Annotated in this window: 20 protein-coding genes; 5 read left to right on the top strand and 15 right to left on the bottom strand. The window is 62.8% G+C overall.

Annotated elements, in window-relative coordinates; all coding sequences use genetic code 11:
- Nucleotides 1–203: 203 nt before the first annotated feature.
- The gene (locus FHW96_RS14940) at nucleotides 204–1,082 is read right to left on the bottom strand and encodes an arylamine N-acetyltransferase (RefSeq protein WP_172341379.1); all 879 of its coding nucleotides are present in this window, start codon (nucleotides 1,080–1,082) and stop codon (nucleotides 204–206) included.
- A 102-nt stretch (nucleotides 1,083–1,184) separates the two neighbouring features.
- On the opposite strand from FHW96_RS14940, the gene FHW96_RS14935 reads away from it, so the two are divergent.
- Nucleotides 1,185–2,264 carry a PA0069 family radical SAM protein gene (locus FHW96_RS14935; RefSeq protein ID WP_172341378.1) on the top strand — a complete coding sequence of 360 codons (1,080 nt, stop codon included), beginning with the start codon at nucleotides 1,185–1,187 and terminating at the stop codon, nucleotides 2,262–2,264.
- On the opposite strand, the gene dnaE is transcribed toward FHW96_RS14935, so the two are convergent.
- From dnaE to FHW96_RS14905, 6 genes are all read right to left on the bottom strand, one after another.
- Nucleotides 2,265–5,822: a DNA polymerase III subunit alpha gene (gene dnaE / locus FHW96_RS14930; RefSeq protein WP_172341377.1), complete on the bottom strand. Its 3,558-nt coding sequence runs from the start codon at nucleotides 5,820–5,822 to the stop codon at nucleotides 2,265–2,267. It lies immediately after the preceding gene.
- Nucleotides 5,823–5,923: 101 nt separating this feature from the next.
- On the bottom strand, nucleotides 5,924–6,406 hold the full coding sequence (locus FHW96_RS14925) for a glutathione peroxidase (protein ID WP_172341376.1): 483 nt from the start codon (nucleotides 6,404–6,406) through the stop codon (nucleotides 5,924–5,926).
- 10 nt (nucleotides 6,407–6,416) lie between these two features.
- On the bottom strand, nucleotides 6,417–7,013 hold the full coding sequence (locus FHW96_RS14920) for a GNAT family N-acetyltransferase (protein WP_371815725.1): 597 nt from the start codon (nucleotides 7,011–7,013) through the stop codon (nucleotides 6,417–6,419).
- Between the two features lie 3 nt (nucleotides 7,014–7,016).
- Entirely contained in the window at nucleotides 7,017–7,259 is a 243-nt protein-coding gene (locus FHW96_RS14915) for a hypothetical protein (RefSeq protein WP_172341375.1), read from the bottom strand.
- A 57-nt stretch (nucleotides 7,260–7,316) separates the two neighbouring features.
- The gene (locus FHW96_RS14910) at nucleotides 7,317–8,021 is read right to left on the bottom strand and encodes an ABC transporter ATP-binding protein (RefSeq protein WP_172341374.1); all 705 of its coding nucleotides are present in this window, start codon (nucleotides 8,019–8,021) and stop codon (nucleotides 7,317–7,319) included.
- Entirely contained in the window at nucleotides 8,014–9,255 is a 1,242-nt protein-coding gene (locus tag FHW96_RS14905; protein ID WP_172341373.1) for a lipoprotein-releasing ABC transporter permease subunit, read from the bottom strand. Before FHW96_RS14905 ends, FHW96_RS14910 begins: the two co-directional genes overlap by 8 nt.
- Nucleotides 9,256–9,442: 187 nt before the next feature.
- On the opposite strand from FHW96_RS14905, the gene FHW96_RS14900 reads away from it, so the two are divergent.
- The 3 genes from FHW96_RS14900 (at nucleotide 9,443) to FHW96_RS14890 (ending at nucleotide 13,517) form a co-directional block, all read left to right on the top strand.
- A complete protein-coding gene (locus FHW96_RS14900; protein ID WP_172341372.1) occupies nucleotides 9,443–11,212 on the top strand; it encodes a sensor domain-containing diguanylate cyclase in 1,770 nt (589 codons plus the stop codon).
- Between the two features lie 106 nt (nucleotides 11,213–11,318).
- The gene (gene purF / locus FHW96_RS14895) at nucleotides 11,319–12,812 is read left to right on the top strand and encodes an amidophosphoribosyltransferase (RefSeq protein WP_172341371.1); all 1,494 of its coding nucleotides are present in this window, start codon (nucleotides 11,319–11,321) and stop codon (nucleotides 12,810–12,812) included.
- Nucleotides 12,813–12,815: 3 nt separating this feature from the next.
- On the top strand, nucleotides 12,816–13,517 hold the full coding sequence (locus FHW96_RS14890; RefSeq protein ID WP_172341370.1) for an SDR family NAD(P)-dependent oxidoreductase: 702 nt from the start codon (nucleotides 12,816–12,818) through the stop codon (nucleotides 13,515–13,517).
- A gap of 184 nt (nucleotides 13,518–13,701) precedes the next feature.
- On the opposite strand, the gene FHW96_RS14885 is transcribed toward FHW96_RS14890, so the two are convergent.
- From FHW96_RS14885 to FHW96_RS14875, 3 genes are all read right to left on the bottom strand, one after another.
- The gene (locus tag FHW96_RS14885) at nucleotides 13,702–15,075 is read right to left on the bottom strand and encodes a deoxyribodipyrimidine photo-lyase (protein ID WP_172341369.1); all 1,374 of its coding nucleotides are present in this window, start codon (nucleotides 15,073–15,075) and stop codon (nucleotides 13,702–13,704) included.
- A gap of 281 nt (nucleotides 15,076–15,356) precedes the next feature.
- Nucleotides 15,357–16,400 (bottom strand): 2-oxoacid:ferredoxin oxidoreductase subunit beta, encoded by a 1,044-nt coding sequence (locus FHW96_RS14880; protein ID WP_172341368.1) that lies wholly within the window; start codon nucleotides 16,398–16,400, stop codon nucleotides 15,357–15,359.
- Between the two features lie 12 nt (nucleotides 16,401–16,412).
- Nucleotides 16,413–18,293, bottom strand: a complete 1,881-nt coding sequence (locus tag FHW96_RS14875; protein WP_172341477.1) for a 2-oxoacid:acceptor oxidoreductase subunit alpha — start codon at nucleotides 18,291–18,293, stop codon at nucleotides 16,413–16,415.
- Nucleotides 18,294–18,596: 303 nt separating this feature from the next.
- Here FHW96_RS14875 and FHW96_RS14870 point away from each other — a divergent pair, with 303 nt between their 5' ends.
- Entirely contained in the window at nucleotides 18,597–19,097 is a 501-nt protein-coding gene (locus FHW96_RS14870; RefSeq protein WP_172341367.1) for an RNA pyrophosphohydrolase, read from the top strand.
- On the opposite strand, the gene FHW96_RS14865 is transcribed toward FHW96_RS14870, so the two are convergent.
- The 5 genes from FHW96_RS14865 to FHW96_RS25975 all read right to left on the bottom strand — a co-directional run bounded on the left by FHW96_RS14865 (nucleotide 19,094) and on the right by FHW96_RS25975 (nucleotide 24,176).
- A complete protein-coding gene (locus FHW96_RS14865) occupies nucleotides 19,094–19,606 on the bottom strand; it encodes a lipopolysaccharide assembly protein LapB (protein WP_172341366.1) in 513 nt (170 codons plus the stop codon). The genes FHW96_RS14870 and FHW96_RS14865 overlap by 4 nt on opposite strands.
- An 87-nt stretch (nucleotides 19,607–19,693) precedes the next feature.
- Nucleotides 19,694–20,872: an RsmB/NOP family class I SAM-dependent RNA methyltransferase gene (locus FHW96_RS14860; protein WP_172341365.1), complete on the bottom strand. Its 1,179-nt coding sequence runs from the start codon at nucleotides 20,870–20,872 to the stop codon at nucleotides 19,694–19,696.
- Nucleotides 20,873–21,135: 263 nt separating this feature from the next.
- Complete coding sequence (gene guaB / locus FHW96_RS14855; RefSeq protein WP_172341476.1) at nucleotides 21,136–22,593, bottom strand: IMP dehydrogenase; 1,458 nt, start codon at nucleotides 22,591–22,593, stop codon at nucleotides 21,136–21,138.
- 181 nt (nucleotides 22,594–22,774) lie between these two features.
- A complete protein-coding gene (locus FHW96_RS14850; RefSeq protein WP_172341364.1) occupies nucleotides 22,775–23,644 on the bottom strand; it encodes a GGDEF domain-containing protein in 870 nt (289 codons plus the stop codon).
- Between the two features lie 211 nt (nucleotides 23,645–23,855).
- Nucleotides 23,856–24,176 (bottom strand): hypothetical protein, encoded by a 321-nt coding sequence (locus FHW96_RS25975; protein ID WP_216650906.1) that lies wholly within the window; start codon nucleotides 24,174–24,176, stop codon nucleotides 23,856–23,858.
- Nucleotides 24,177–24,202: the final 26 nt, after the last annotated feature.

Genomic DNA, 24,202 nt, shown 5'->3' with positions numbered 1-24,202 from the left:
CCCTTTGCAATCCCGTTAATGGGTGGCGCTTAGTTGGCGGCATTAGGCTAGTGGCTTTATAGCCTGCGGCGCGTAGGCCTTGTGTTGATTGGCGCCGCACGCTTTTAAAACTCCAACGCAGCGTCCGACACCCTTTCGTCGAACCCTTTACGCAACGCAGACAGTAACGGGAGCGCGAGGGTCTAGACCCTCGCATTTATCCTCTAAAACACCTTCAACCCCGCCGCCTCATCCTCGCTCAACTCCACCCGGAACAGATCGGCCAGCATCGCCCGCCAGTCCTGCGCATGGGCGATGTCCATGACATCGCCGCGCCCGCCCGCATACATGGTCAACCGCCGCCCATTGAGCGCGGCAAAGCCGTCCTCCAGCACGATCGAAGCGATCCATGCAGTGGTGAAGCGCGTCTCGGGCTTGGTAAAGGTCCAGTGGTTTGACAGTTCAAGGTCGATGGGCGCGACTTCGTTGAGGTTGAAACTATACTGTTTCTGCCATCCCGGCGCGGTGGCGCGGCCATCCGTGGCGGCGGCGGGGCCAAGACGTTCGACCAGCCATTCGCCAGCCAGCGAACCGGGAGCGCTATGGCGGATGATACGATGCTGCGCACCGTCAGCAGTCTGGGCGGTTGCGCCATCGGTCAGCGGCATGGGGGGCACGTAGGAGCCACCGAAGCCAGCGTCGGCAATCCACGCCTGCCCATCCAGATCGACCAACCGGAACGTATGCGTCAACGGCGAGGCAGGAGCATCCTCGGGCAGGCCCAGCCAGACCCGCGCCAGCAAAGGCCGGTTGGCAAAGCCCATCTGCGCCAGCATCGTGCCGAACAGCCAGTTCTGTTCAAAGCAATAGCCGCCGCGCGCGCCCATCACCAACTTGCCAAAGATCGCATCGGGATCGAGGCTGATCCCGCGCCCCAGCATGACGTCCATGTTTTCAAAGCCGATGTTCATGCGATGCGCGCGCTGGAGAATCGCCAGCCCCTGGGCGGTGGGTTCGACCGGGGCGGCAAGGCCGATTCGCGCCAGATAGAGCCCAAGGCGGTCGGCATCGGCGGGAATCAGGCTGGCGTAAGGCGCGGACATGGAAGGGATTCCAGATTAGAGAGCAACGGAAATCCGTTTAGTCGGCGCGGGGCGCAATAGCCAGCGCTTGCGCATTTGTTCTTTTTATGTTCTTTATGCTCCATGATTTCGTCTCCCCCTCCCCGCGGTCGTGGCGCGCAAAGCGGCGCGCTCTCCACCCGCTTTGCCCTGCCCGGGCGCGAGGCGGATGGCGACTGGCTGGATGCGCTGGGGGATGTCGATGGCGGCCCGCCGCCGCTGCGCACCACCGTCACCGAGGAGGCGGCGCGCAAGATCATCTCGCGCAACAAATCGCCCGATGTGCCCTTCGACCGCTCGATCAATGCCTATCGTGGGTGTGAACATGGCTGCATCTATTGCTATGCCCGACCCACCCATGCCTATCTCGACCTCTCGCCGGGGCTGGATTTTGAAAGCCGCCTGTTTGCCAAGCCCGAGGCGGCGAAGTTGCTGAGGCGAGAATTGGGCGCGCGCGGCTATTCCCCCGCGCCGATTGCGATGGGAACGAACACCGATCCCTATCAACCTATCGAGGCGCGCTATCGCCTGACGCGACAGATATTGGAAGTATGCCTTGAAACGCGCCATCCCGTCACGATCACCACCAAATCCGACCGGGTGCTGCATGATCTCGACCTGTTGGCCGAACTTGCTCAGCATCGGCTGACGGCCGTGGCGATTTCGGTGACGTCGCTGGATGCGCGGCTGTCCCGCCTGCTCGAACCACGCGCGGCAAGTCCCCTCAAGCGTTTGGACGCAATAGGGAAATTGAGCGCGGCGGGCGTGCCTGTCTGGGTCAATGTCTCGCCCATCGTGCCCGCGATCACCGAGGAATGGATCGAGCGCATTCTGGAAGAAGCCGCCGCGCGCGGGGTGCGCGGGGCAAGCTGGATCATGCTGCGCCTGCCCCATGAAGTCGCACCGCTGTTTCGCGAATGGCTGGAGGCGCATTTCCCCGACCGCGCGGAAAAGGTCATGCATATCGTGCAATCCCTGCGCGGCGGGGCCGATTATCAGAGCGATTTCTTCACCCGGATGAAGCCGCAAGGCGTGTGGGCAGACCTGATCCGCGCACGCTTTCGTATTGCCAAGGCGCGGTTGGGCCTTGGCGACCGCCGCGCCGATCTGGACATCTCGCAGTTCCGCCCGCCGCGCCGCGATGGCCAGATGGCGCTGTTTTGATCAGGCCACCAGCCGCAGATGCCCGCCCGCCCGCGTCGGTTTGAGCGAGACATTGGCCACCCCGTCCAGCCCCGCGATCAGATCGGTCAATTCGCCATCCAGCAGGAAATCGCGCCCCAGACGCAGGCGAGGCTCCTGCGCCCCACCCGTTTTCAGCAAGACCTCGACCGTACCCAGCCCACCGCGCGGCAGGATCGAGGCCAGTTCGGCAAACACATCGGGCCGCGCCACTTCAAGGCTCAGCGTCATCTTTGCCGCCGCTTTGATTTCCGACAGGGCCTGCGCCCCGCGCACCGTCACGCGTGGCGGCTCCTCCGGACTGGGGCTGTCGAGTTCGACGGTCAGCAGGATGCAGGCACCATCCTTGGCCCAGTTCACAAAGCTGTCCACCAGCGTTTCTTCAAAGCACGAGGCCGAGAAATTGCCCGACTGGTCCGAGAAATCGGCCATGATGAAATCCTTGCCGCGCTTGGTTTTGCGCTTCTGGACGTTTTCAACCATGGCGGCCATTACCGCGCTGGTGCGGCCCGCAACGCCGCTGGCCAACAGGCTGGAATGGCTGCGCGCGCCATTGGCGCTGGCCACGGCGCGCCATTGTTCGACCGGGTGGGCGGCGAAATAGAAGCCGAAATTCTCGCGCTCTTTGGCCATTTGGTCGCTGCGGCTCCATGGCGCTGCCTCGTTCAGGCGGATCGCGCCCGCGCCCGCATCATCGCCGCCGAACAACCCGTGTTGGCCGCTGGTGCGGGTGCGCTCGGCCTCTTCGGCCACGGCCAGCAGCATGTCGGCATTGGCCATCACCTTGGCGCGGTTAGGCTCGAGCGCGTCAAACGCCCCGCTGGCCGCCAGACCTTCGAGCATGCGCCGGTTGAGCGAGCCATAGGGCACGCGGGTGAACAGATCGGCCAGATCTTTGAACGCGCCATTGGCCTGCCGCTCGGCCACGACGACTTCCATGGCCTTTTCGCCGACATTGCGGATGCCGGCCAAGGCATAGCGCACCTGATGGCCATCGGCGGTCTGTTCGACCATGAATTCGGCTTCGGAATGGTTGAGGCAGGGCCCAGCTACCGCAATCCCGTTGCGGCGCATGTCGTCGACAAAAATGGCCAGTTTTTCCGATTGATGCATATCGAAGCACATGGCGGCGGCATAGAATTCATGCGGATAATGCGCCTTGAACCACGCCGTCTGATAGGCGAGCAAGGCATAGGCGGCGGCGTGCGATTTGTTGAAGCCGTAGCCTGCGAACTTATCGATAATATCGAACAGTTCGTTGGCCTTGTCCTTGTCGATGTCCGACACCTCGCGGCAACCGATCACAAAGCGCAGGCGCTGGGCGTCCATTTCGGCCTGCACCTTCTTGCCCATCGCGCGGCGCAGAAGGTCCGCGTCGCCCAGCGAGTAGCCCGCAAGGATCTGCGCGGCCTGCATCACCTGTTCCTGATAGACGAAAATCCCGTAGGTTTCGGCCAGAATGCCCGAGAGTTTCTCATGCGGATATTCGATAGGCGCCATGCCGTTCTTGCGCTGGCCAAACAGGGGGATGTTGTCCATCGGCCCCGGGCGATAGAGCGAAACGAGCGCGATAATGTCGCCAAAATTGGTCGGCTTGACCGCCGCCAGCGTGCGCCGCATGCCTTCGGATTCCAACTGGAACACGCCGACCGTATCGCCGCGTTTCAGCAGGTCATACACATCGGAATCGTCCCAAGGCAGGGTGGAAAGATCGATATTGATCCCCCGCCGCCCCAACAAATCTACCGCCTTGCGCAGGATCGAAAGCGTTTTGAGGCCCAGAAAGTCGAATTTAATGAGGCCCGTGTTTTCGACATATTTCATGTCGAACTGCGTCACCGGCATGTCCGAACGCGGATCGCGATAGAGCGGCACCAGTTGTTCGAGCGGCCTGTCGCCGATCACCACGCCCGCCGCATGGGTCGAACTGTTGCGCGGCATGCCCTCCAACTGCATCGCCAGATCGATCAGGCGCTTGACCTCAGGATCATTGGTATATTCGCGGTGCAATTCCTGCACGCCGTTCAACGCGCGTTCGAGCGACCATGGATCGGTCGGATGATTGGGCACCATCTTGGTCAGGCGGTCAACCTGACCATAGGACATTTGCAGGATGCGCCCCGTATCGCGCAGCACGGCGCGCGCCTTCAGCTTACCGAAAGTGATGATCTGCGCCACATGATCCGCGCCATATTTGCGCTGGACATAGCGGATCACCTCGCCGCGCCGCGTTTCGCAAAAGTCGATGTCGAAGTCGGGCATCGAGACACGTTCGGGGTTGAGGAAACGTTCGAAGAGCAGACCCAGACGCAACGGATCGAGGTCGGTGATCGTCAGCGCCCATGCCACCAGCGACCCCGCGCCCGAACCGCGCCCCGGCCCCACGGGAATGTCATTCTGCTTGGCCCATTGGATAAAGTCGGCCACGATCAGGAAGTAACCGGCAAAGCCCATGCGATTGATGATGCCCGTCTCGAAATCGAGCCGTTTGGCATACTCGAGGAAACTCTCGTCGACGCCCAGCGGCCGCAACGCCTCATAGTTTTCCTCGGGCGCGGCCAGAGCCTTGTCGAGCGTCGCCTCGTCCACGCCCGGCCAATAGGGCGCCAGACGCTTGGCCAGACCCGCCCGCGCATGATCGACCATCATGCGCGCTTCGCCTTCCTTGTCGCCCGCAAGGCTGGGCAGCAGCGGCTTGCGCTTGGGCGGCTCGAAGGCGCAGCGCTGGGCGATCACCAGCGTGTTGGCCAGCGCTTCGGGCAGGTCGGAGAACAAATGCTCCATCAACTCGGCGCTGCGCACCCATTGCTGGGGGTTGGAACGTTTGCGCTCGGGCGCATCGACATGGGTCGAGCCTGCGATACAAAGCATGGCGTCATGGGCCGCGCTGTCCTTGGCATCGGCAAAGTGGGCAGGATTGGTCGCCACCAGCGGAATGTCTCGGGTATAGGCAAGGTCGATCAGCGCCTCTTCGCTGCCGTCCTCGGCAGGATCGCCGGTGCGGGCGATCTCGATATAGAGCCGGTTGGGGAAGGCCGCCTGCAAGGCATCGGCATAGCGCAGCGCCGCCTCGTTCTGCCCTTCGGCAAACATGCGAGCCAGCGCGCCCTCGCCCGCCCCGGTCAGGCACAGCAACCCATCGGTATGGCCGTCAAGATCGGACAGGCGCACATGGGGGTCAAATTCGAGCGGGCGTTCAAGATGCGCCTTGGACACCAGATGGCACAGATTGTTCCACCCCGCCTCGTTTTGGGCCAGCAGCACCACCGCGTCGATCTGGGGCGCCGATGGCAGCACGCCGCCGCCCTCCCCAATGGGCCGCGCGATGGAAAGCAGCGAGCCGATGATCGGCTGCACGCCCATATCCTTGCACGCCCCGGCATAGGCGGGCGCGCAGTAAAGCCCGTTGCGATCCGTCACTGCCATGGCGGGAAAATTGTGCTTCTTCGCCAGCTTGGCCATGGCCTTGGGGTCAATGGCGCCATCCAGCATGGTGAAGCTGGAATAGACATGCAGCGGGACGTAGGAAGAATGAGCCATGGTCGGGACCCTAGGGCGCGGGGGGCCGTTTCATCAATCGGCGGGGCGCGGCGCCCTGTGGATGATGTGTGCGTAAACCTGTGGCCAATGCTGTGGAAAATTCAGAGGATATTTTCGATGGCCCCGGCAATCGCCTCCGGCTTAACATTGGGGGCAAAACGGCGAACCACGCGGCCATCGCGCCCGATCAGGAATTTGGTGAAATTCCACTTGATCTTCTTGGTGCCGAGTATCCCCGGCGCGCTGTCTTTCAGCCAGTTCCACAGCGGATCGGCATCCGGGCCGTTGACCTCGACCTTGCCCATCAGGGGAAAGGAGAGACCGAAATTGACGCGGCAGAATTCACCGATCTCTTCCGCGCTACCCGGCTCCTGCCCGCCGAACTGGTTGCAGGGAAAGGCGATCACTTCAAAACCGCGCGCGCCATAATCGCGCCACAGCTTTTCAAGGCCATCATATTGCGGGGTAAATCCGCATTTACTCGCCGTGTTCACCACCAGCAGCACCTTGCCCAGCCGATCGGCCAGCGAGATGGTTTCGCCATTGGGGAGATGCGCGGTGAAATCGGCAATCGTCTGGGGCATCGGGGGGTTCCTATCGGTCCAGCAGCGCGTCAAGATGGCGGCGAATGCCCGGCCATTCAATATCCAGGATCGAATAGACCACCGTATCGCGCCGCCGCTCGCCATAATCGGGGTCATGCATGACATTATGCCCGCGCAGAATACCGTCCTGTTTGGCGCCGATCCGCTCAATCGCGCGGCGACTGGTATGATTCAGCGCATCGGTGCGGATCTGCACGCAATGGACGCCCAGCACCTCGAAGGCATGGCCCAGCAGCAGTTTCTTGGCCTCGGTGTTCAAGCCGGTGCGACGCACGCGGGGGGCATAGAGCGTGTTGCCGATCTCCACCCGCCGCGCAGCCGCGTTCATCCGCATATAACGCGTGGTGCCCGCAATCGCCCCATCGGCGTCGAGCACCGCAAACACCTGCGCCCGGCACGCCGCCGTCTCGGCCTCGGCCCGGTCAAGCCAGCTTTCGATCGTTTCGGCATTGGGCAATCCACCCGCAAAAGTCCGCTCGAAACCATGGCTTAACGCCGCCAGCAAATCATCCCGATCCGCGCGTTGCAGCGGGCGCAATGTGACATGGCGCCCGCGCAACACCGGCAACTGTGGCCAGTGGCTCACGCCTTATTCCGCATGGGGAAAATCGGGGCGAGCATAAAGCTCCATGACTTCATCCACCTTCATCCGGTGATCGCCCACGCGCTCGATCTCGTAGCGTTCGCGTTCGGGCGCTTCGAGCAGCGCGATATAGCGCACCAGATCGGCCAGAGTACCACGCCGCACCGTCTTCAACTCGTCCAGCAACCCGCCGCCATCGTTGGCCAGATGCAGCGCCACGGTTTCCTGCCAGTTGATCAGTTTGGTCATGGATCTCTCCTTATTTTGCGCCCTTCCACCCACATGTGGGGGGCACGCTGTTAACCTTCAAGCGGTCTGTTCAGAATTGGCCGCCTGTTCATAATGCAATCGCCCTTCGTGCAATCGCAAGACCCTGTCCATGCGCAGCGCCAACCGCTCATTATGCGTGGCGATCAGCGCTGCCGCGCCGCTCTCGCGCACAAGGCGCAGGAATTCGTCGAACACGCGGTCGGCGGTCGCCTCGTCCAGATTGCCCGTGGGTTCGTCGGCCAGCACCAGACGCGGGCGATTCGCCAGCGCGCGGGCCACAGCCACGCGCTGCTGCTCGCCGCCCGACAATTGGTTAGGACGATGCGTCACGCGCGAGGACAGGCCCAGCGCGCCCAGCAATTCGCGCGCCCTTCCTTCGGCCTCACCCTGCACATGGCCCGCGACCAGTTGGGGCATCACGACATTTTCCATTGCCGTGAAATCGGGCAGCAGATGATGGAACTGATAGACAAAGCCGATGGACGAGCGGCGCAGATCGGTCCGCTGATCGCCGTTCATCGCGCTGGCATCTTGCCCCGCCACCTCGATCCGCCCGCCAAAGCCGCCCTCGAGCAGGCCGACCGCCTGCAACATCGTCGATTTGCCCGAGCCCGAAGGGCCAAGCAGCGCGACGATCTCGCCCGGCATGATGGACAGATCGATGCCCTTCAGCACCTCGATCCGCACCCCGCCCTGTTCAAAGGCCCGCGTCAGGCCGGTCAGCTTTAAAACCTCACTCATAACGCAGCACCTGCACCGGGTCCGTGCTCGCCGCCTTGAAGGCCGGGAACAAGGTGAACACAAAAGACAGGCCCAAAGCCATCGCCACGATCCCGATCACCTCGACCGGATCGGAACGGCTGGGCAATTCGGTCAGAAAGCGGATCTTGGGGTCCCACAATTGCTGGCCCGTCACCATCTGCACGAAATTCAGCACATTCTGACGATAGAACAGGAAGATAAAGCCCAGCACCAGCCCTGCACCGGTCCCCAACGAACCGATGACCGCGCCGATGGTCAGGAAGATCTTCATGATGGAACGCCGCGAAGCCCCCATAGTGCGCATGATCGCAATGTCGCGCGTCTTGGCCCGCACCAGCATGATCAGGCTGGAAAGGATGTTGAACGAGGCCACCAGCACGATCAGCGAAAGGACCACAAAGGTCACCACCCGATCCACCGCCAGCGCATCGAACAATTGCGCGTTGATCTCCTTCCAATCGGTGATCTTCGCCTGCCCGGCCAGTTTCTTGCCCAAAGGCGCCAGCATTTCGGCGGCCTTGTCGGCATTGTCGGTCTTGACCTCGATCATGCCGATGGAATCGCCGGTCAGCAGCAGCGTCTGCGCGTCCGCAATCGGCATGATGACAAAGGCATTGTCATAGTCATAAATCCCTACCTCGAAGATCGCGCCCACCTGATAGGCCACTTGGCGGGGGACCGTGCCGAAGGGCGTGTCGCGCCCGGTGGGGTTGATGACGGTGATGGAATCGCCCACCCGCGCGCCAAGGCTTTCGGCCAGACGGGCGCCGATGGCCACCATGCCGCTGTCGGGCGTGATGGCGTCCATCGATCCGGAAATCACCTTGGACTTCATTGCGGCAATATCGGGCGCGGTCTGTCCGCGCACCAGAATGGCCTCGACCCGCCCGTTAAAGGTGGTCAGCAAGGGCTGTTCGATCAGCGGGCTGGCCTTGACCACGCCGGGCGTGGCGCGGACATCCTTGAGCACCTGTTCCCAATTATCGAGTCGCCCGCCATAGGCCTGAATGATCGCATGCCCGTTGAGCCCGACGATCTTATCCAGCAGTTCGGCGCGAAATCCGTTCATCACGCTCATCACCACGACCAGCGCGGCCACCCCCAGCGCAACCGCCACAAGGCTGATCCCGGCCACCAATGCGATAAAGGCCTCGCCGCGCCCCGGAAGCAGATAGCGTTTGGCCACTGTCCATTCAAAACGATTGAGAATCACGGAAATATTGCGCCTGTTTCCTGCGGCCCGAACGGGCATCCGATGCAGGATTTAGGCGCGCGGCGCCAAGCGCGCAACGCACAATCCCACATCCGGGCAAAACACTCCGCAATAGAAAGGGTTTTCCCGCCTTTCGGTATGCAGCCTAAAGACGAAATTAACCCTTTTATCCGTACATTCCCCATCCATGAAATTACGCATTCCGCCAATCCAGGATCATACGCCTCCCGGCTTTGCCATTCTGGGGCTGGTCTATTTCCTTTGCGCGCAATTGGGCACCAGCTTTGCCCAGATCGATCATGGAAACAGCTTCCTCTGGCCCGCAGGGGCGGTGCTGACAGCATCGCTGGCCACGGTTTCAACGCGGGGATGGCTGCCGCGGATTGCAGCCTGTACGCTGGCCTCGGCACTGGTAACCGGGATCTGGGGCGCGGGATGGGTCGCCGTGCCGGTCATGGCGCTGGCCCATATGTCCGAAGCCGTGCTGGCCGCACTGCTGATGCGCCGCCTGTTGCCCAAAAGCGAACAGGTCGGCTCGCTCAATTGGCTGATGGGCCTGCTCTTCGGCGTCTCGGTCTGTACCCCGCTGCTGGGCGCCAGCCTGAGCCTTGTCGCCCTGTCGATGGCCGGGCATGGCGAGGCACTGCAGAATTTCCGCAACTGGTATTACAGCCACAGCCTTGGGCTGATGATCTTCCTGCCCTGCTTCACCGTGCTGGCCCATTCGCAGCGGCGCGGCAGGCGGTTTCTGTTCGACCGTCCGCGCTGGCCGGTGGCGCTGGGCTTTCCCATCGCGATGGCGGTGGTGGCCACGCTCTGCTTTGCCCAAACGATGATCCCTGTGCTGTTCCTGCCCATCCTGCTGCTGGTGGTATCGACGGTGTTTGTCGATCTGGCCACGCTTTCGCTGATGTATGTCATTCTGGCGGTGATCGGCCTGTGGTTTGTGCGCGGGGGCGACAGCACGCTGGCGTTAAGCGGACACAGCATCGGGCGGCAACTGCAATTCCTTCAGGTCTATCTGGCCTCCACCGCGCTGGCCATCATGCCGGTGACCAGCGCGATCCAGCATATGCGCCACCTGTTGGCCCGCCTGCGCGAGAGCGAGACGCGCTATCGCCTGCTGGCGGAAAATTCGACCGACATCATTTTGTCGACCGATCCTTTAGGCAAGATCCGCTTTGCCTCGACCTCGATCCAGCATCTGGCCCGGCGCGACCCCAAGCGCATGATCGGCCATCCCGCGCTACGCCTTGTCGCGCCGCGCCACCGCCGCGCGGTGGTGGACGCCTATCGCCGCGCGCTTTCGGCCAAGGGCAATTCGATTGAGGTCGAATTTCTGGGCCTGCCGCGCAATGCCGCGCCCCGCTGGTACGAGGCGCATATGCGCGCCGTGCTGGACGAGGCCGGACAGGTCGAAAGCGTGGTCAGCGTGGTGCGCGACATGTCCGAGCGCAAGGCCTATGAAAACGCTCTGGCGCGCGCGGCGCTGACCGACGAGTTGACCGGCCTGCCCAATCGGCGCCTGTTCCTCGACACGATCAACGGCTGCATCGCGCGGGGGCAAACCGGCTGCGTGGCACTGATCGACCTTGATTTCTTCAAGAACGTCAATGACAGCTATGGCCATGCAGCAGGCGATGCGGTCTTGCGAACCTTTGCGGCCGTGGCTCGTCAGGGCTTGCGCGGCACCGATATGCTGGCGCGCATCGGCGGCGAGGAATTCGCCCTGCTGCTGCCCGGCGCCAGCATCGAGGTGGGCGAACGGATCTGTGCGCGTCTGGGCAAGACACTGGCCCATGCAGCCACGGTCTATGACGGCCATGAAATCTTTGTCACCACCAGCATCGGCCTTGCCCGGCTTGGCACCTGCGCCGATGGCGCCATGGCCGAGGCCGATCAGGCGCTCTATGCGGCCAAGGGTGCGGGCCGAGACCGGCTCTCCATCGCGGCCTGAATCATATGTGATGCACCGGGGCCTTGCTTTGTCGGGCAACAAGCGCCAAATGCGCGCGCCCCGCGCCGCCACGGCGCATTGTCATCGAAGAGTCGCATCCACCCGCATGACCAGCATCAGCCAACACGCCGCCCTTTCCGACGCTTTCCGCGATGAAACCCCATGGGATGTGGGCGATGACGGAGACACGCTGCATGAAGAATGCGGCATCTTCGGCGTCATCGGCGCGCGCTCGGCCTCCTCGGTGGTGGCGCTCGGCCTGCATGCGCTGCAGCATCGCGGACAGGAAGCGGTCGGCATCACCAGCTTTGACGGCGGCGAATTCTTTTCCCATCGCGGGATCGGCCATGTCGCCCATGTGTTCAAGAATCAGGACATCTTTGCCGACCTGCCTGGCATGATGGCTTCGGGCCATGTGCGCTATTCCACCACGGGCGGTTCGGGCCTGCGCAACATCCAGCCGCTGTTTGCCGATCTTGCCGACGGTGGTTTCTCCATCGCGCATAATGGCAATATTTCCAATGCGATGACGCTGAAACGTGATCTGGTGCACAAGGGTTCGATTTTCCAGTCGACCTCCGACACCGAGGTCATCATCCACCTCGTGGCCACCAGCCGCTACCCCACGCTGCTTGATCGTTTCGTCGATGCGTTGCGCCTGATCGAGGGCGCCTATGCTCTGATCTGCACCACGCCGGCCGGCATGATCGCCTGCCGCGACCCGCTGGGCATCCGCCCGCTGGTGATGGGCCGCATCGGCAGCTCGGTGGTGTTTGCCTCCGAAACCGTAGCTCTTGACGTGGTCGGCGCCGATTTCGAACGCGAGGTCGAGCCGGGCGAGTTGCTGGTGGTCGATCACAATGGCGTGATTTCCAGCCACCGCCCCTTTGGCGACAGCGCCCCGCGCCCCTGCATCTTTGAGCAGGTCTATTTCAGCCGTCCTGATTCGATTCTGGGTGGGCAATCGGTCTATCAGTCGCGCCGCCAGATCGGTGTCGAACTGGCCAAGGAAGCGCCTGCGGATGCCGATCTGGTCGTGCCGGTGCCCGACTCGGGCGTGCCTGCGGCCATCGGTTATGCCGCCGAAAGCGGCATCCCCTTCGAACTGGGCATCATCCGCAGCCACTATGTGGGCCGCACCTTCATCCAGCCGGGCGACAGCAAGCGCCATGCCGAGGTGAAGCGCAAGCATAACGCCAACCGCGCGCTGGTGGCGGGCAAGCGCATCGTGCTGATCGACGATTCGATCGTGCGCGGCACCACCTCGCTCAAGATCGTGCAGATGATGCGCGATGCGGGCGCGTCCGAAGTGCATATGCGCATCGCCAGTCCGCCGACCGACCATTCCTGCTTCTATGGCGTCGATACACCCGAGCGCAGCAAGCTGCTGGCCGCACGGATGGATCTGGAAGCGATGGCCGATTACATTCAGGCCGACAGCCTTGCCTTCGTTTCCATCGACGGCCTGTATCGCGCCGTGGGCCAGCAGGATCGTAATGCGAAATGCCCGCAATTCTGCGACGCCTGCTTCACCGGCGAATATCCGACACAATTGACCGACTATGACGCCGATGCGGTGGCGGGCGAGACCGAGGCCTAACCCATGAACCTTTCCGGCAAGATCGCTCTCGTCACCGGCGCAAGCCGCGGGATCGGCGCGGCCACGGCGCAGGCTCTGGCTGCGGCGGGCGCGCATGTCATCATCACGGGCCGCGATGCGAAGGCGCTCGAAGGCGTCGAGCAGGCGATCCACGAGGCGGGCGGCACGGCCACCATCGCCCCGATGGACCTGCTCGAACATGACGCCATCGCTCGCCTTGCCGAGGCCGTGGCGGGGCGCTGGGGCAAGCTGGACGTGATGGTGGTCAATGCGGGCATCCTGCCTACACTGATGCCGGTGGTCGATATTGACCAGAAGGCGCTGGGCAAGGCGGTTTCAACTCACCTGCTGGCCACGCAGGCGCTGCTGGCCGCGTTTGACCGCCTGTTGCGCAAGAGCGAGGCCGGGCGCGTGATCGGTATCACCACCACGGTTGCGACTCAGCCGCGCGCTTTTTGGGGCGCCTATGCCGCCACCAAGGCCGCGCAGGAGGTCCTGCTCGACTGTTATGCGCAGGAGGTGGCGAATATTTCGGCCGTGCGCGTGGCGATTGTTAATCCCCGCGCGACCCGCACCGCGATGCGCGCCAAGGCCTATCCGGGCGAAGATCCCAAGAGTGTCAAAGACCCCTCGGTCGTGGCCGACGCGGTGGTCGAGCTGGTCGGACAGGATTTCGCCAGCCCGCACCGGATCACCATTAACTAAGATCAGCAACGTATAGTTCATTGCATTTTGCGAATATGCCTATGTCGCAGATTACTATCGGCGACCGGGCATAGCGTATTTAGTGCGAAGCGCTGCTGCCCGAGCCCTATAGCAGGCGCGACTGGCGGCCGTTCGTGGACATGCCCCTCGCCACGAACCCCCGCCGGTTGCGCCTGCTTTTTCCCTATCCCTTCATCATCCTATAGGCTGCCAGCGCCCTTTCGCGCCCCTCTACATGGCCGACAATCGGCATCGGATAAGCGCGGCGGCGGCGCGTGATCGGCGTGGGATCGTGGATCTCGCCCTCGTCCAGATCGGCCAGTTCGGGCACCCAGTGGCGGATATAATCGCCCGCCTCAAACTTTGGGCTTTGGGTCAAAGGGGCCATGATGCGGGTGAACTGGTTTGCGTCCACGCCCGATCCGGCGGACCACTGCCAATTCACCGCATTCTGTCCATAATCGGCATCGACCAGCGTATCCCAGAACCATTGCTCGCCATGGCGCCAGTCGATCAGCAGATGTTTGATGAGAAAGCTGGCGACGATCATCCGCACGCGATTGTGCATCCAGCCTGACACCCACAATTCGCGCATCCCCGCGTCCACGATGGGGTAGCCGGTCATGCCCGTCTGCCATGCCTTCAACTCATCGGGGGCATCGCGCCATGGCATGACGTCGAAATCGGGCTTGGCCGAATGGGCACCGTAATCGGGAAATTCGGCAATAATATTCTGCGCATAATCGCGCCAGCCCAATTCGGAGAGGAACACGTCCACCGATCCGCCCTGATCCATCGCCGCGTGCCACAAGGTTGCCGGGCTGATCTCGCCAAAGGCCAGATGGGGCGAGAGGCGGCTGGTGCCGGGGCGCGAAGGGAGGTTGCGGCGCTCCTCATAGAGGTTCGAGCGGGGAAGAAACGCTTCAAGGCGATCCTCCGCGCCGCCCTCGCCGGGCGTCCATTCAGCGCGGAAACCCACTGCCCAGTCGGGGCGGGTGGGCAGCAAGGACCAGTCGCTGAGATCATCGCCGGCTGGCCATGTTTCGGGTGCGGGGATTTTAGCGGGCGCGGGTGCCGGCTCTGCGGGTGGCATCCGCAATTGCACCTGACGCCAGAACGGCGTGTATATCCTATAGGGCGTCCCCGCCCCGGTCGTGACACTGCCGGGAGGGATCAGAAAATTGCCGTCATGCAGGTGCAGGTTCAAACCCTTGCGTCTGATGGCTTTTTCGGCGTTGCGCCACCAAGGCTCGTAATGATGCAACCCGTGGATTTCCCGCGCGCCCGTCTCCGCCGCCAGTTGCGCCAAGACCTCCGCCGCCGCGCCGCGCCGCAGGATCAACCGGCTGCCCATGGCCTCTAGATCGCGCGCAAGGCTTTCCAGCGAGCCATGCAGCCACCAGCGCGATGCCTCGCCCAATTTGCGATGTTTGGGTGTCTCATCATCCAGAACATAGACCGGGATCACCGGCAAGCCGGAATGCGCCGCCGCTCTCACCGCCGCCTGATCGGCAAGGCGAAGATCACGACGAAACCAGAGGAGGATGGGTTGAGTCATCCTTCGGGGGGTAGCGCGGAACTATAAGGTGGGAAGATGGTAGAAGGGGAAATTTTAGAGAGATGGCCTCGGCGGGCAAAGGGCGGGGGGCCTCTGCAATCCCAATTTGGGGTGGTAGGCGCGACAGGGCAATAGAATGATAAAAGCCTGCGGCGCTACCGTAAGGCGCCGCAGGCTTTCAATTTCAAACGCTGCAAAGGTCAGCCTCGGTCAAACCCTTGGCGCAACCAGAACGGGATTGCAAAGGGTCTTGGCCCTTTGCCCGCCGGAGGCAAACTGCCTTAAACGCCTGACAAAGGCCCCTGATCTTCCGGCTGCACCGTCCAAGTCTGGCCCTTGGCGAGCAGCTTGGCGAGATTGGCCACCTTGCCTTCGCGCGCCACGGCATCCTGACCGAGCAGGGCCGATTCATAGGTCGGGCGCGGATCGTCATAGATCACGCCCAGAGCGACCGGGAACAGCGCCATCGGCAGTTCGACCAGCATATGCGCGATCGAACGGTTCTTGACGTCATGCACCAGCACGCCCACCGCCTGCCAGTCGCCATCGACGACATCGACGATTTCCAGATGCAGATGATCGGTGTTCAGGCGCAGGCCCTGCGTGCCCTTGTTGAACAGCATCGGCTCGCCATCCTTCAGCCAGAGCTGGCGGGTGTCGGCCACCGCTTTCTCGGTGAAGTCGGCAAAGCGGTCCTTGTTATAGACGATGCAGTTCTGGAAGATTTCCACGAAAGCCGCGCCCTGATGCGCATGAGCAGCCTTCAGCACTTCGCCCAGATTCTTCGACGTATCGAAGCCGCGCGCGATGAAACGCGCGCCCGCGCCCAGCGCAAAAGCGCAAGGCTGCATCGGACGGTCGACGCTGCCCAGCGGAGTGGTCGGGCTGCTGGTGCCTTCGCGGCTGGTGGGGGAATACTGGCCCTTGGTCAGGCCGTAGATCTCGTTGTTGAACAACAGGATCTGCGAATTGATGTTGCGGCGCAGGAAATGCATCGTGTGGTTGCCGCCGATGGACATGCCATCGCCGTCGCCCGTCACCAGCCAGACGTCGAGTTCAGGATTGGCCAGCTTCAAGCCAGTGGCAAAAGCGGGCGCGCGGCCATGGATCGTATGGAAACCATAGCTCGACACATAATAGGGGAAGCGGCTGGAGCAGCCGATGCCCGACACGAACACGGTCTTTGCCGGATCCGCGCCCAGTTCGGGCAACGTGCGCTGCACAGCTTTCAGGATCGCATAGTCGCCGCAGCCCGGGCACCAGCGCACTTCCTGATCCGATTCCCAATCCTTGAGGGTCGTCTTGATGGCGGTCATTTCGTTCATCGTTCTTACCCCTTACGCCAGAGCAGCTTCAATCGCGGCTTCGATTTCCGCGATGGTGAAGGGCTGGCCGGAAACCTTGTTCAGCGGACGCGCATCGACCAGATACTGATCGCGCAGCACGGTCTTGAGCTGGCCCGTGTTCATTTCGGGCACGATGATCTTGTCATAGCCGCGCAGCAAATCGCCCAGATTGGCAGGCATCGGCCAGATATGGCGGATATGGATGTGCGAAACGTCCAACCCCTTGGCGCGGGCGCGGCGCACGGCCTGATGGATCGCGCCATAAGTGCTGCCCCAGCCGACCAGCGCCAGCTTGCCGCTCTGCGTACCCTGCGACACTTCCTGCGCGGGGATGTGGTTGGCGATGCCATCGACCTTGGCCTTGCGGGCGTCGGTCTGCAACTGGTGCGTGGCGGGCGAGTAATCGAGGTCGCCGGTGTCGGGCGCCTTCTCGATGCCGCCGATACGATGCATCAGGTCGGGCGTGCCCGGCTTGATCCACGGACGCACGCCGTTTTCGTCGCGCTTATAGGGCAGAACCTTGCCATCGGGATTGTTGTTTTCCTCGAGGAACTTGGCCGGGAACGGCGTGAAGCTCTCAGGGTCAGGCACCTTCCACGGTTCGGCCGCATTGCCGATATAGCCATCGGTCAGCAGCATCACCGGCGTCATGAACTGCACCGCCAGACGGCAGGCCTCAATCGCGCAGTCAAACGCATCGGCAGGCGAACGCGCGGCAATTACGGGCAGCGGCGTATCGCCATTGCGGCCATAAACCGCCTGATACAGGTCCGACTGCTCGGTCTTGGTGGGCAGGCCGGTCGAGGGGCCGCCACGCTGCGAGTTCACGATCACCAGCGGCAGTTCGGTCATCACCGCAAGGCCGATGGCCTCGGTCTTGAGCGCGATGCCCGGACCCGACGAAGACGTAACGCCCAGCGAACCGGCATAGGAAGCGCCAATCGCGCTGGCGACAGCGGCGATTTCATCTTCGGCCTGGAAGGTGGTGACGCCAAACTCTTTCAGCTTGGCCAGATTATGCAGGATCGCCGAAGCGGGCGTGATCGGATAGCCGCCAAAGAACAGCGGCAGTTCCGCCAATTGCGCGCCCGCGATCAGACCAAGGCTGATGGCATCCGCGCCCGTGATCGTGCGATAGAGGCCCGGCGTCTGGGGCGCCGCCTCGATATGCAGCTTCTTGACCTGACCGCCGATTTCGGCCGTCTCGCCATAGGCATGGCCAGCGTTCAGCGCGGCGATATTGGCGTCGGCCAGCACCTTGTTCTTGGCAAACTTGGTGTTGAGCCAGTCGATCAGAGGCTGGCGCGGACGGTCGAACATCCACAGCGCCAGACCCAGCGTCCACATGTTCTTGCAGCGCAGCGCTTCCTTGTTGCCAAGGCCGAAGGGCTTCACCGATTCCATGGTCAGCTTGGAAATGTCGAAAGCCAGCAGGTTCCACTTGGCCAGGCTGCCGTCTTCGAGCGGGTTGCTCTCATACTTGGCCTTTTCCAGGTTGCGCTTGTTGAACTCGCCCGAGTCGGCGATGATCAGGCCGCCGGCCTTCAACTGGCCCACGTTGGTCTTCAGCGCCGCCGGGTTCATCGCCACCAGCACGTCGGGCTGATCGCCTGCGGTCGAAATCTCGGTGCTGCCGAAATTGATCTGGAAGGCCGAAACGCCGAACAGCGTGCCCTGAGGCGCGCGAATTTCCGCCGGAAAGTCGGGGAACGTGGCAAGATCATTGCCCGCCAGCGCGGTCGAGAGCGTGAACTGCCCGCCCGTCAACTGCATGCCGTCGCCCGAATCGCCCGCAAAACGCACCACCACCGCTTCGGGTGTGTTGTCAGTCGAACGCCCTTCGTTCGCGCCCGCTTCCAGAACAGTAGCCATCATCGTCCTTCCATACCCGGCCCGAACCGCTGCTGCTTTCGCGCCGAAGGTAATCGCCCTTGGCGCGGCGGCGTCGCATGTGCAATCGAGAAAAACTGTCAGCACAAAAACGCATCGTTCCAGCCGACAACCCTTAACGCCGCCATGCGCACGGACCTGTCCCAATTGCCCAAAACCTGTTGCGGGCTCTAGTCAAGCGGCAATCGCGATTCTATTGCCCCGCGCCCCTACCTTTTCCCCTTTGAAGGCGCGGCCAAGACGACTATCCTGCCGCCCTGCAACAATGAAAGCCTGCCTAAACCCATGACCGATCTTGCTTCCCTGCCCTATCGTCCCTGCGTTGGCGTGATGCTGGTGAATGCCCATGGCCGGGTTTTCGTCGGTCGCCGAATCGATCAGCGCGAGAGCACAGTCGATGGCGAAGGCGATTTCTGGCAGATGCCTCAGGGCGGAATCGACCCCGGCGAGGAATTGCGCGCCGCCGCCTTTCGCGAATTGGCCGAAGAAACCGGCGTGGGCGAGGCTCATGCGACAATTCTGGCCCAAACGCGCGAGGAATTGCTCTACGATCTGCCCGATCACCTGATCGGCAAGCTGTGGAAGGGCAAATATCGCGGCCAGCGTCAGCACTGGTTCCTGATGCGCTTTAACGGCCATGACGATGACATCGACCTGAACGCGCATAATCCGGCCGAATTCAACGCATGGAAATGGGCCGAGGCCGATCACCTGCCCGAATTGATCGTACCGTTCAAAAAGCGCGTCTATCGCGCCGTGCTGGAAGAATTCCGCGCGCTTATTTAATTGGCCTGAAGGGTCGGCTTGGCGGCAACATCGGCCGTGCTGGCCACTTTGGCGCCGGGCAGCGCGCCCTTGGCGATTGCGGCGGCCAGACGGTTCGCCGCCTCGCTGCCCTTGCCGCCCATGCTTTCGATCTTGGCCAGATTTTCGCGCGCCTTTTCCACCGCGCCCTTTTCGGCCAGCGTCTCGCCCTCGCCGCCCATGGCGTCGATATTCTGCGGGTCGCGGCTCAGCACGGTACGGTAATAATGCAGCGCCTTGCCCTGCATCCCCTGCATCCGGGCGGCCTGTGCCAAAGAGATTGTGATCCGGCTTGATCCCGGCTGGATCGCCAGCGCAGCCTCATAGGCATCGGTGGCCTTGTCCACCTCGCCCGCGTTCAGGGCCACGCGCCCCGCTTCCTCCAGCACCGCCGCGCGCGGGTCCAGCACCTCGACCGGGGCCGAATGACTGCTGCTTGCCGCCACCGCCAGAGCCAGAGAGAGGGCAGCCGAGACGGGGGCAAAACGCATGACTATTTCCTTGGCCGAAACGGGGCGAAACCGCCGAATATCAGGGGAGGCTTCGAACATGACAATCTTGCTACCAAAGGCTTGCGCTTACAACAAGCGGGCGCGCGCAACAAAGAAGCCATCGGTGGCGTCTCGCGCCGGGGTAAGGCGAATACCTTGCCCGCGTTTCTCACCGGCCGCGATGTCGATAGGCTCCGGGCACATCGCGCGATAGCGGGCGAGGAAAGCGGCGAACTGATCCGCGCCCTCCTCGTCCAACAGCGAACAGGTGACGAAAATGATCCGCCCGCCCGGCTTGATCAGCCCCACCGCCAGATCGAGCAACCGCGACTGAATGCCCGCGATCCGCCCCAGTTCAACCTCGGTCAGCCGCCAGCGCGCCTCGGGATTGCGTCGCCATGTGCCGGTCCCGCTGCAAGGTGCGTCGATCAGCACCGCGTCGGCCTGCCCCATCAGCGGGGCCAGAGCCTCCACCTCACGGTTGGGGTTCATCAGGATCGTTTCGGCAATCAGCGCGCCAGCCCGTTCGGCACGCGGGGCCAAACGCGAAAGCCGCGCCCGGTCCACATCACACGCGATCAGCCGCCCGCGATTGCCCATCACTGCGGCCAGAGCCAAAGTCTTGCCCCCCGCACCGGCGCAAAGGTCGATCACCGTCTCGCCCGGCTGCGCCTCGACCGCGCCGCACACCAGTTGCGAGCCGCCGTCCTGCACCTCGATCAGCCCTTGCGTATAGGCGTCCCAGCCCTCAACCGGGGTATTGGCGGGAAAACGCAAGCCTTGCGCGGCCAGCAAAGCCTCACCACTTTCCGGCAAGGCCAGCGAGGCGCGATCCGCCTTGAGCGCATTGACGCGCACATCCAAAGGCGCGCGGTCAAGCAAGGCCAGAGCATCCGCCCCCGCAACACCGCCGGCCGCCAGACGCTGCGCCAGCCAGTCCGGGGCTACCCCGCCCAGCGCCACCTCCTCCAGCGGATCAATCGGCGCAGGCGCATGACGCCCGCCATCGAACAGCGCGCTCAGCGCCGCGTCCCCCTGCGCCAAACGCAGCATGGCCGCACGACCGCCGGCCGGAACCGGACCGCAGGCGCGGATCGCCCCATAGACCAGTTCGCGCACCGCCCGCCGATCCTTGCTGCCGGCAAAGCGGCGCGTGCGGAACCATTCGGTGATGATTCGATCCGCCGGAGCGCCTTGCCTGCGCGCCGCCGCAATCACCTCGTCAAGGATCTCAATCGCGGCCTGAACACGGGCTTGGGGGGTCATGTCGGGTGGGCTTCGCCTTTTGGGGTTTTGAAGAAAGTTTGAATGCGAGGGTCTAGACCCTCGCGCTCCCATTACTGTCTTTGTTGCGCCACGGGTTCGCCGTTGGGTGTCGGACGCTCCGTTCAAATTTTAAAGCCTGCGGCGCCACAAGCATAAGCTCTCCGCGCCGCAGGCTTTAACACATTGCCCAACTTCACCAGCGAAACACCCCATAATGGGATTGCAAAGGGTCAAGGCCCTTTACCCGCCGGAGGCAAACCTTATCAACGCGTCGGATAATTCGGCGCCTCACGCGTGATGGTCACGTCATGAACATGGCTTTCCTTCAGACCAGCGTTGGTGATCTGGACAAAACGAGCCTTGGTGCGCAGTTCCTCGATCGTGGCGCAGCCGGTATAGCCCATGGCCGCCTTCACGCCGCCAACCAGCTGATGGATGACATCCTTGGCTGGCCCCTTGTAGGGCACCTGACCTTCGATGCCTTCGGGCACCAGCTTCATCTGATCCTTGATATCCTGCTGGAAATAGCGGTCAGCCGATCCGCGCGCCATGGCGCCGACGCTGCCCATGCCGCGATAGGCCTTATAGGCGCGACCCTGATAGATGAAGGTTTCGCCCGGTGCTTCCTCGGTGCCCGCCAGCAGTGAGCCGACCATCACCGTCGAAGCGCCCGCTGCCAGAGCCTTGGCCGCATCGCCTGAGGTGCGCAGACCGCCATCGCCGATCACCGGCACGCCCGCGTCACGCGCGGCGCTGGCCGCTTCCATGATCGCGGTGAGCTGGGGCACGCCCACGCCCGCCACGATGCGCGTCGTGCAGATCGACCCAGGCCCGATGCCGACCTTGACCGCATCCGCGCCTGCGTCGATCAGCGCCTTGGTCGCCTCGGCGGTGGCAACGTTGCCCGCCACCACCTGAGCATGGGGATAAAGCTTCTTCACGCGCTCGACCGAGCGGGCGACATCGCGGTTATGGCCATGGGCGGTGTCGATGATCACCACATCGCATTCCGCCTCGATCAGCGCAGAGGTACGCTCAAAGCCCTTTTCACCCACAGTCGTAGCAGCCGCCACGCGCAGACGGCCCGCACCATCCTTGGTCGCGGCCGGATAGGTCACGGCCTTTTCGATGTCCTTGACAGTGATCAGGCCAACGCACTTATAGGCATCGTCCACCACCAGCAGCTTTTCGATGCGGCGTGCGTGCAGCAGCTTGCGTGCTTCTTCCTGATTGACGCCCGCCCGCACGGTGGCGAGGTTTTCATGCGTCATCAGTTCGCGCACCGGCTGGGCCGCATTGTCGGCAAAGCGCACGTCGCGGTTGGTCAGGATGCCCACCAACTTGCCGCTGACTTCGACCACGGGGATGCCGCTGATGCGGTTGGCCTGCATGATCGCGCGCGCTTCGCCCAGCGTGGCGTCGGGACCGACGGTGATCGGGTTAACCACCATGCCGCTTTCAAAACGCTTGACCGCGCGCACGGCGGCAACCTGTTCCTCAATGGTCAGATTGCGGTGCAGCACGCCGATGCCGCCCATCTGCGCCATGACGATGGCCATGTCGGCCTCGGTCACTGTGTCCATCGCGGATGAGATCACCGGAATGTTAAGAGCGATGCCCTTGGTCAGCCAAGTGCGCGTATCGGCCATGGAGGGCACGATGTCGCTTTCGGCAGGACGCAGCAGCACGTCGTCGAAAGTGAGGCCGAGAGAGATGTCCATGATCGCCACGCTGAATTCCCATGCTGAAGGGCGTTTGATGAATCCGCCCATCGATTCGTGGCGGCCCATGTAAACAAGCATGGCGCAAAGGGCTAGAGGGGAGTTCAGGCTCTTTTCATGACATCGCGATTTTATTGCGCGCTGCGCAGGGCGATTTTATCGCGCGCCGCGCGGGGCGATTTTATCGTGCGGGCGTCAGCGCCACCGCCGTGCAGACCTGATCGCGCCCATTGCGCTTTGCCTCGTAAAGCGCCTCGTCGGCATGGGTGAGTGAACCGGTCAGATCGCCCTCGACCCAGCGGCACACACCGCCTGAAAAAGTAATCGGTCGATCATCGATCCGGCCAATCGGATCCCCCTGCATCCGCCATGCGATCCGCTCAAGCGCCCAGCAGGCCTCGGTCTCAATCACGCCGTTGAAAAAGACCACGAATTCCTCGCCGCCCCAGCGCGCAACAATATCGGCCCGCCGCGTCTGTTCCGACAAACGCCCGGCCAGCGCGCGCAGCACCCGGTCGCCCTCGTCATGGCCCATTTCGTCATTGACCCGCTTGAAGTGGTCAATATCCAGAATGGCAAAGCAGCCGTGGCGCTGCGATGCAGGCAAGGCATTGACCTTCTTCATGAAACCGCGCCGATTAAGGATGCCGGTCAGCATGTCCTCATTCGCCGCCACATCCAGATCGCGGATCGTCTTGTCGGTCGAACGACGCGCGCGGTGAACGCCATTATAGAGCCGTTGAATGAGATCCTGCGCGCGGGACAGATCCACCGCCCCCTCGCCGCCCTCTTCCTCATCCTGCGTGTCTAGCGCATCGGCCAGCTTCTCAATCGGCGCCAGCAAGGCCCCGATGCCCAGCAGAGCCAGCACCGTGCCCACCGCCGTTGCCGTCAGCAAAAGCCAGAAAGCCGCCGCCGCGATCCGCCCCGTGGCCAGCCCCCAGACCGTATAAGTCAGCAGCGGCACATGGGTGGCGACAAAGCACAGGAAGAAAATCCGCATCCGCAGCGAGCGCGGAAAAATGAATGAGGTGGCGAGATAAAACTTCATGGCAACCTCTTTTCCCCCGAGCGACGGCGACACGTTTCGTTGGGCAATGATTCGTATAACTACTGATTAAAAAGGATGACCAACACTGGTTAACAATTCACCATATATTTTTGACCAAAGCCATTAAAAACCGGCAATTTCAAAGCAAAACAGCGCGCCGGGCGGATGACCCGACGCGCTGCCTCAATCCCGTCCCGGATGCGTCAACCGTTTAGGCCGCACATTTGATAAATTTGCCCTTGGCGTCCTTGCACGGCGCCTTCTTGGCCGGGGCCATGGCGGGCGCGGCAGGCTTCATCGCCGGGACGGCAGGCTTCATGGCAGGGGCGGCGGGCTTCATCGCTGGCGCAGCAGGTTTCATGGCGGGCGCGGCGGGCTTCATCGCAGGCCCGGCTTTGGGCTTGGACGGCATCGCGCCGGGCGTACCGCACTTGGCGAACTGACCCTTGGCGTTGCGGCACTGTTCAGCTTGTGCGCTGGCGGGCAACGCAACCAGAGCCATCAGAGCCATCGGCAAAAGCAGCTTTTTCATACAATCCCTCCATCGTCGCAGGTTAC

The sequence above is a fragment of the Novosphingobium sp. SG751A genome, from assembly GCF_013149295.1.
Classification (GTDB): Bacteria; Pseudomonadota; Alphaproteobacteria; order Sphingomonadales; family Sphingomonadaceae; genus Novosphingobium.
This window is presented reverse-complemented; position numbering and strand designations above follow the sequence as displayed.

Coding starts and splice junctions, on each gene's coding strand:
- FHW96_RS14940 (WP_172341379.1), bottom strand. CDS start 1,082: ATGTCCGCGCCTTACGCCAGCCTGATTCCCGCCGATGCCGACCGCCTT.
- FHW96_RS14935 (WP_172341378.1), top strand. CDS start 1,185: ATGATTTCGTCTCCCCCTCCCCGCGGTCGTGGCGCGCAAAGCGGCGCG.
- dnaE (WP_172341377.1), bottom strand. CDS start 5,822: ATGGCTCATTCTTCCTACGTCCCGCTGCATGTCTATTCCAGCTTCACC.
- FHW96_RS14925 (WP_172341376.1), bottom strand. CDS start 6,406: ATGCCCCAGACGATTGCCGATTTCACCGCGCATCTCCCCAATGGCGAA.
- FHW96_RS14915 (WP_172341375.1), bottom strand. CDS start 7,259: ATGACCAAACTGATCAACTGGCAGGAAACCGTGGCGCTGCATCTGGCC.
- FHW96_RS14910 (WP_172341374.1), bottom strand. CDS start 8,021: ATGAGTGAGGTTTTAAAGCTGACCGGCCTGACGCGGGCCTTTGAACAG.
- FHW96_RS14900 (WP_172341372.1), top strand. CDS start 9,443: ATGAAATTACGCATTCCGCCAATCCAGGATCATACGCCTCCCGGCTTT.
- purF (WP_172341371.1), top strand. CDS start 11,319: ATGACCAGCATCAGCCAACACGCCGCCCTTTCCGACGCTTTCCGCGAT.
- FHW96_RS14890 (WP_172341370.1), top strand. CDS start 12,816: ATGAACCTTTCCGGCAAGATCGCTCTCGTCACCGGCGCAAGCCGCGGG.
- FHW96_RS14885 (WP_172341369.1), bottom strand. CDS start 15,075: ATGACTCAACCCATCCTCCTCTGGTTTCGTCGTGATCTTCGCCTTGCC.
- FHW96_RS14880 (WP_172341368.1), bottom strand. CDS start 16,400: ATGAACGAAATGACCGCCATCAAGACGACCCTCAAGGATTGGGAATCG.
- FHW96_RS14875 (WP_172341477.1), bottom strand. CDS start 18,293: ATGGCTACTGTTCTGGAAGCGGGCGCGAACGAAGGGCGTTCGACTGAC.
- FHW96_RS14870 (WP_172341367.1), top strand. CDS start 18,597: ATGACCGATCTTGCTTCCCTGCCCTATCGTCCCTGCGTTGGCGTGATG.
- FHW96_RS14865 (WP_172341366.1), bottom strand. CDS start 19,606: ATGCGTTTTGCCCCCGTCTCGGCTGCCCTCTCTCTGGCTCTGGCGGTG.
- FHW96_RS14860 (WP_172341365.1), bottom strand. CDS start 20,872: ATGACCCCCCAAGCCCGTGTTCAGGCCGCGATTGAGATCCTTGACGAG.
- guaB (WP_172341476.1), bottom strand. CDS start 22,593: ATGGACATCTCTCTCGGCCTCACTTTCGACGACGTGCTGCTGCGTCCT.
- FHW96_RS14850 (WP_172341364.1), bottom strand. CDS start 23,644: ATGAAGTTTTATCTCGCCACCTCATTCATTTTTCCGCGCTCGCTGCGG.
- FHW96_RS25975 (WP_216650906.1), bottom strand. CDS start 24,176: ATGAAAAAGCTGCTTTTGCCGATGGCTCTGATGGCTCTGGTTGCGTTG.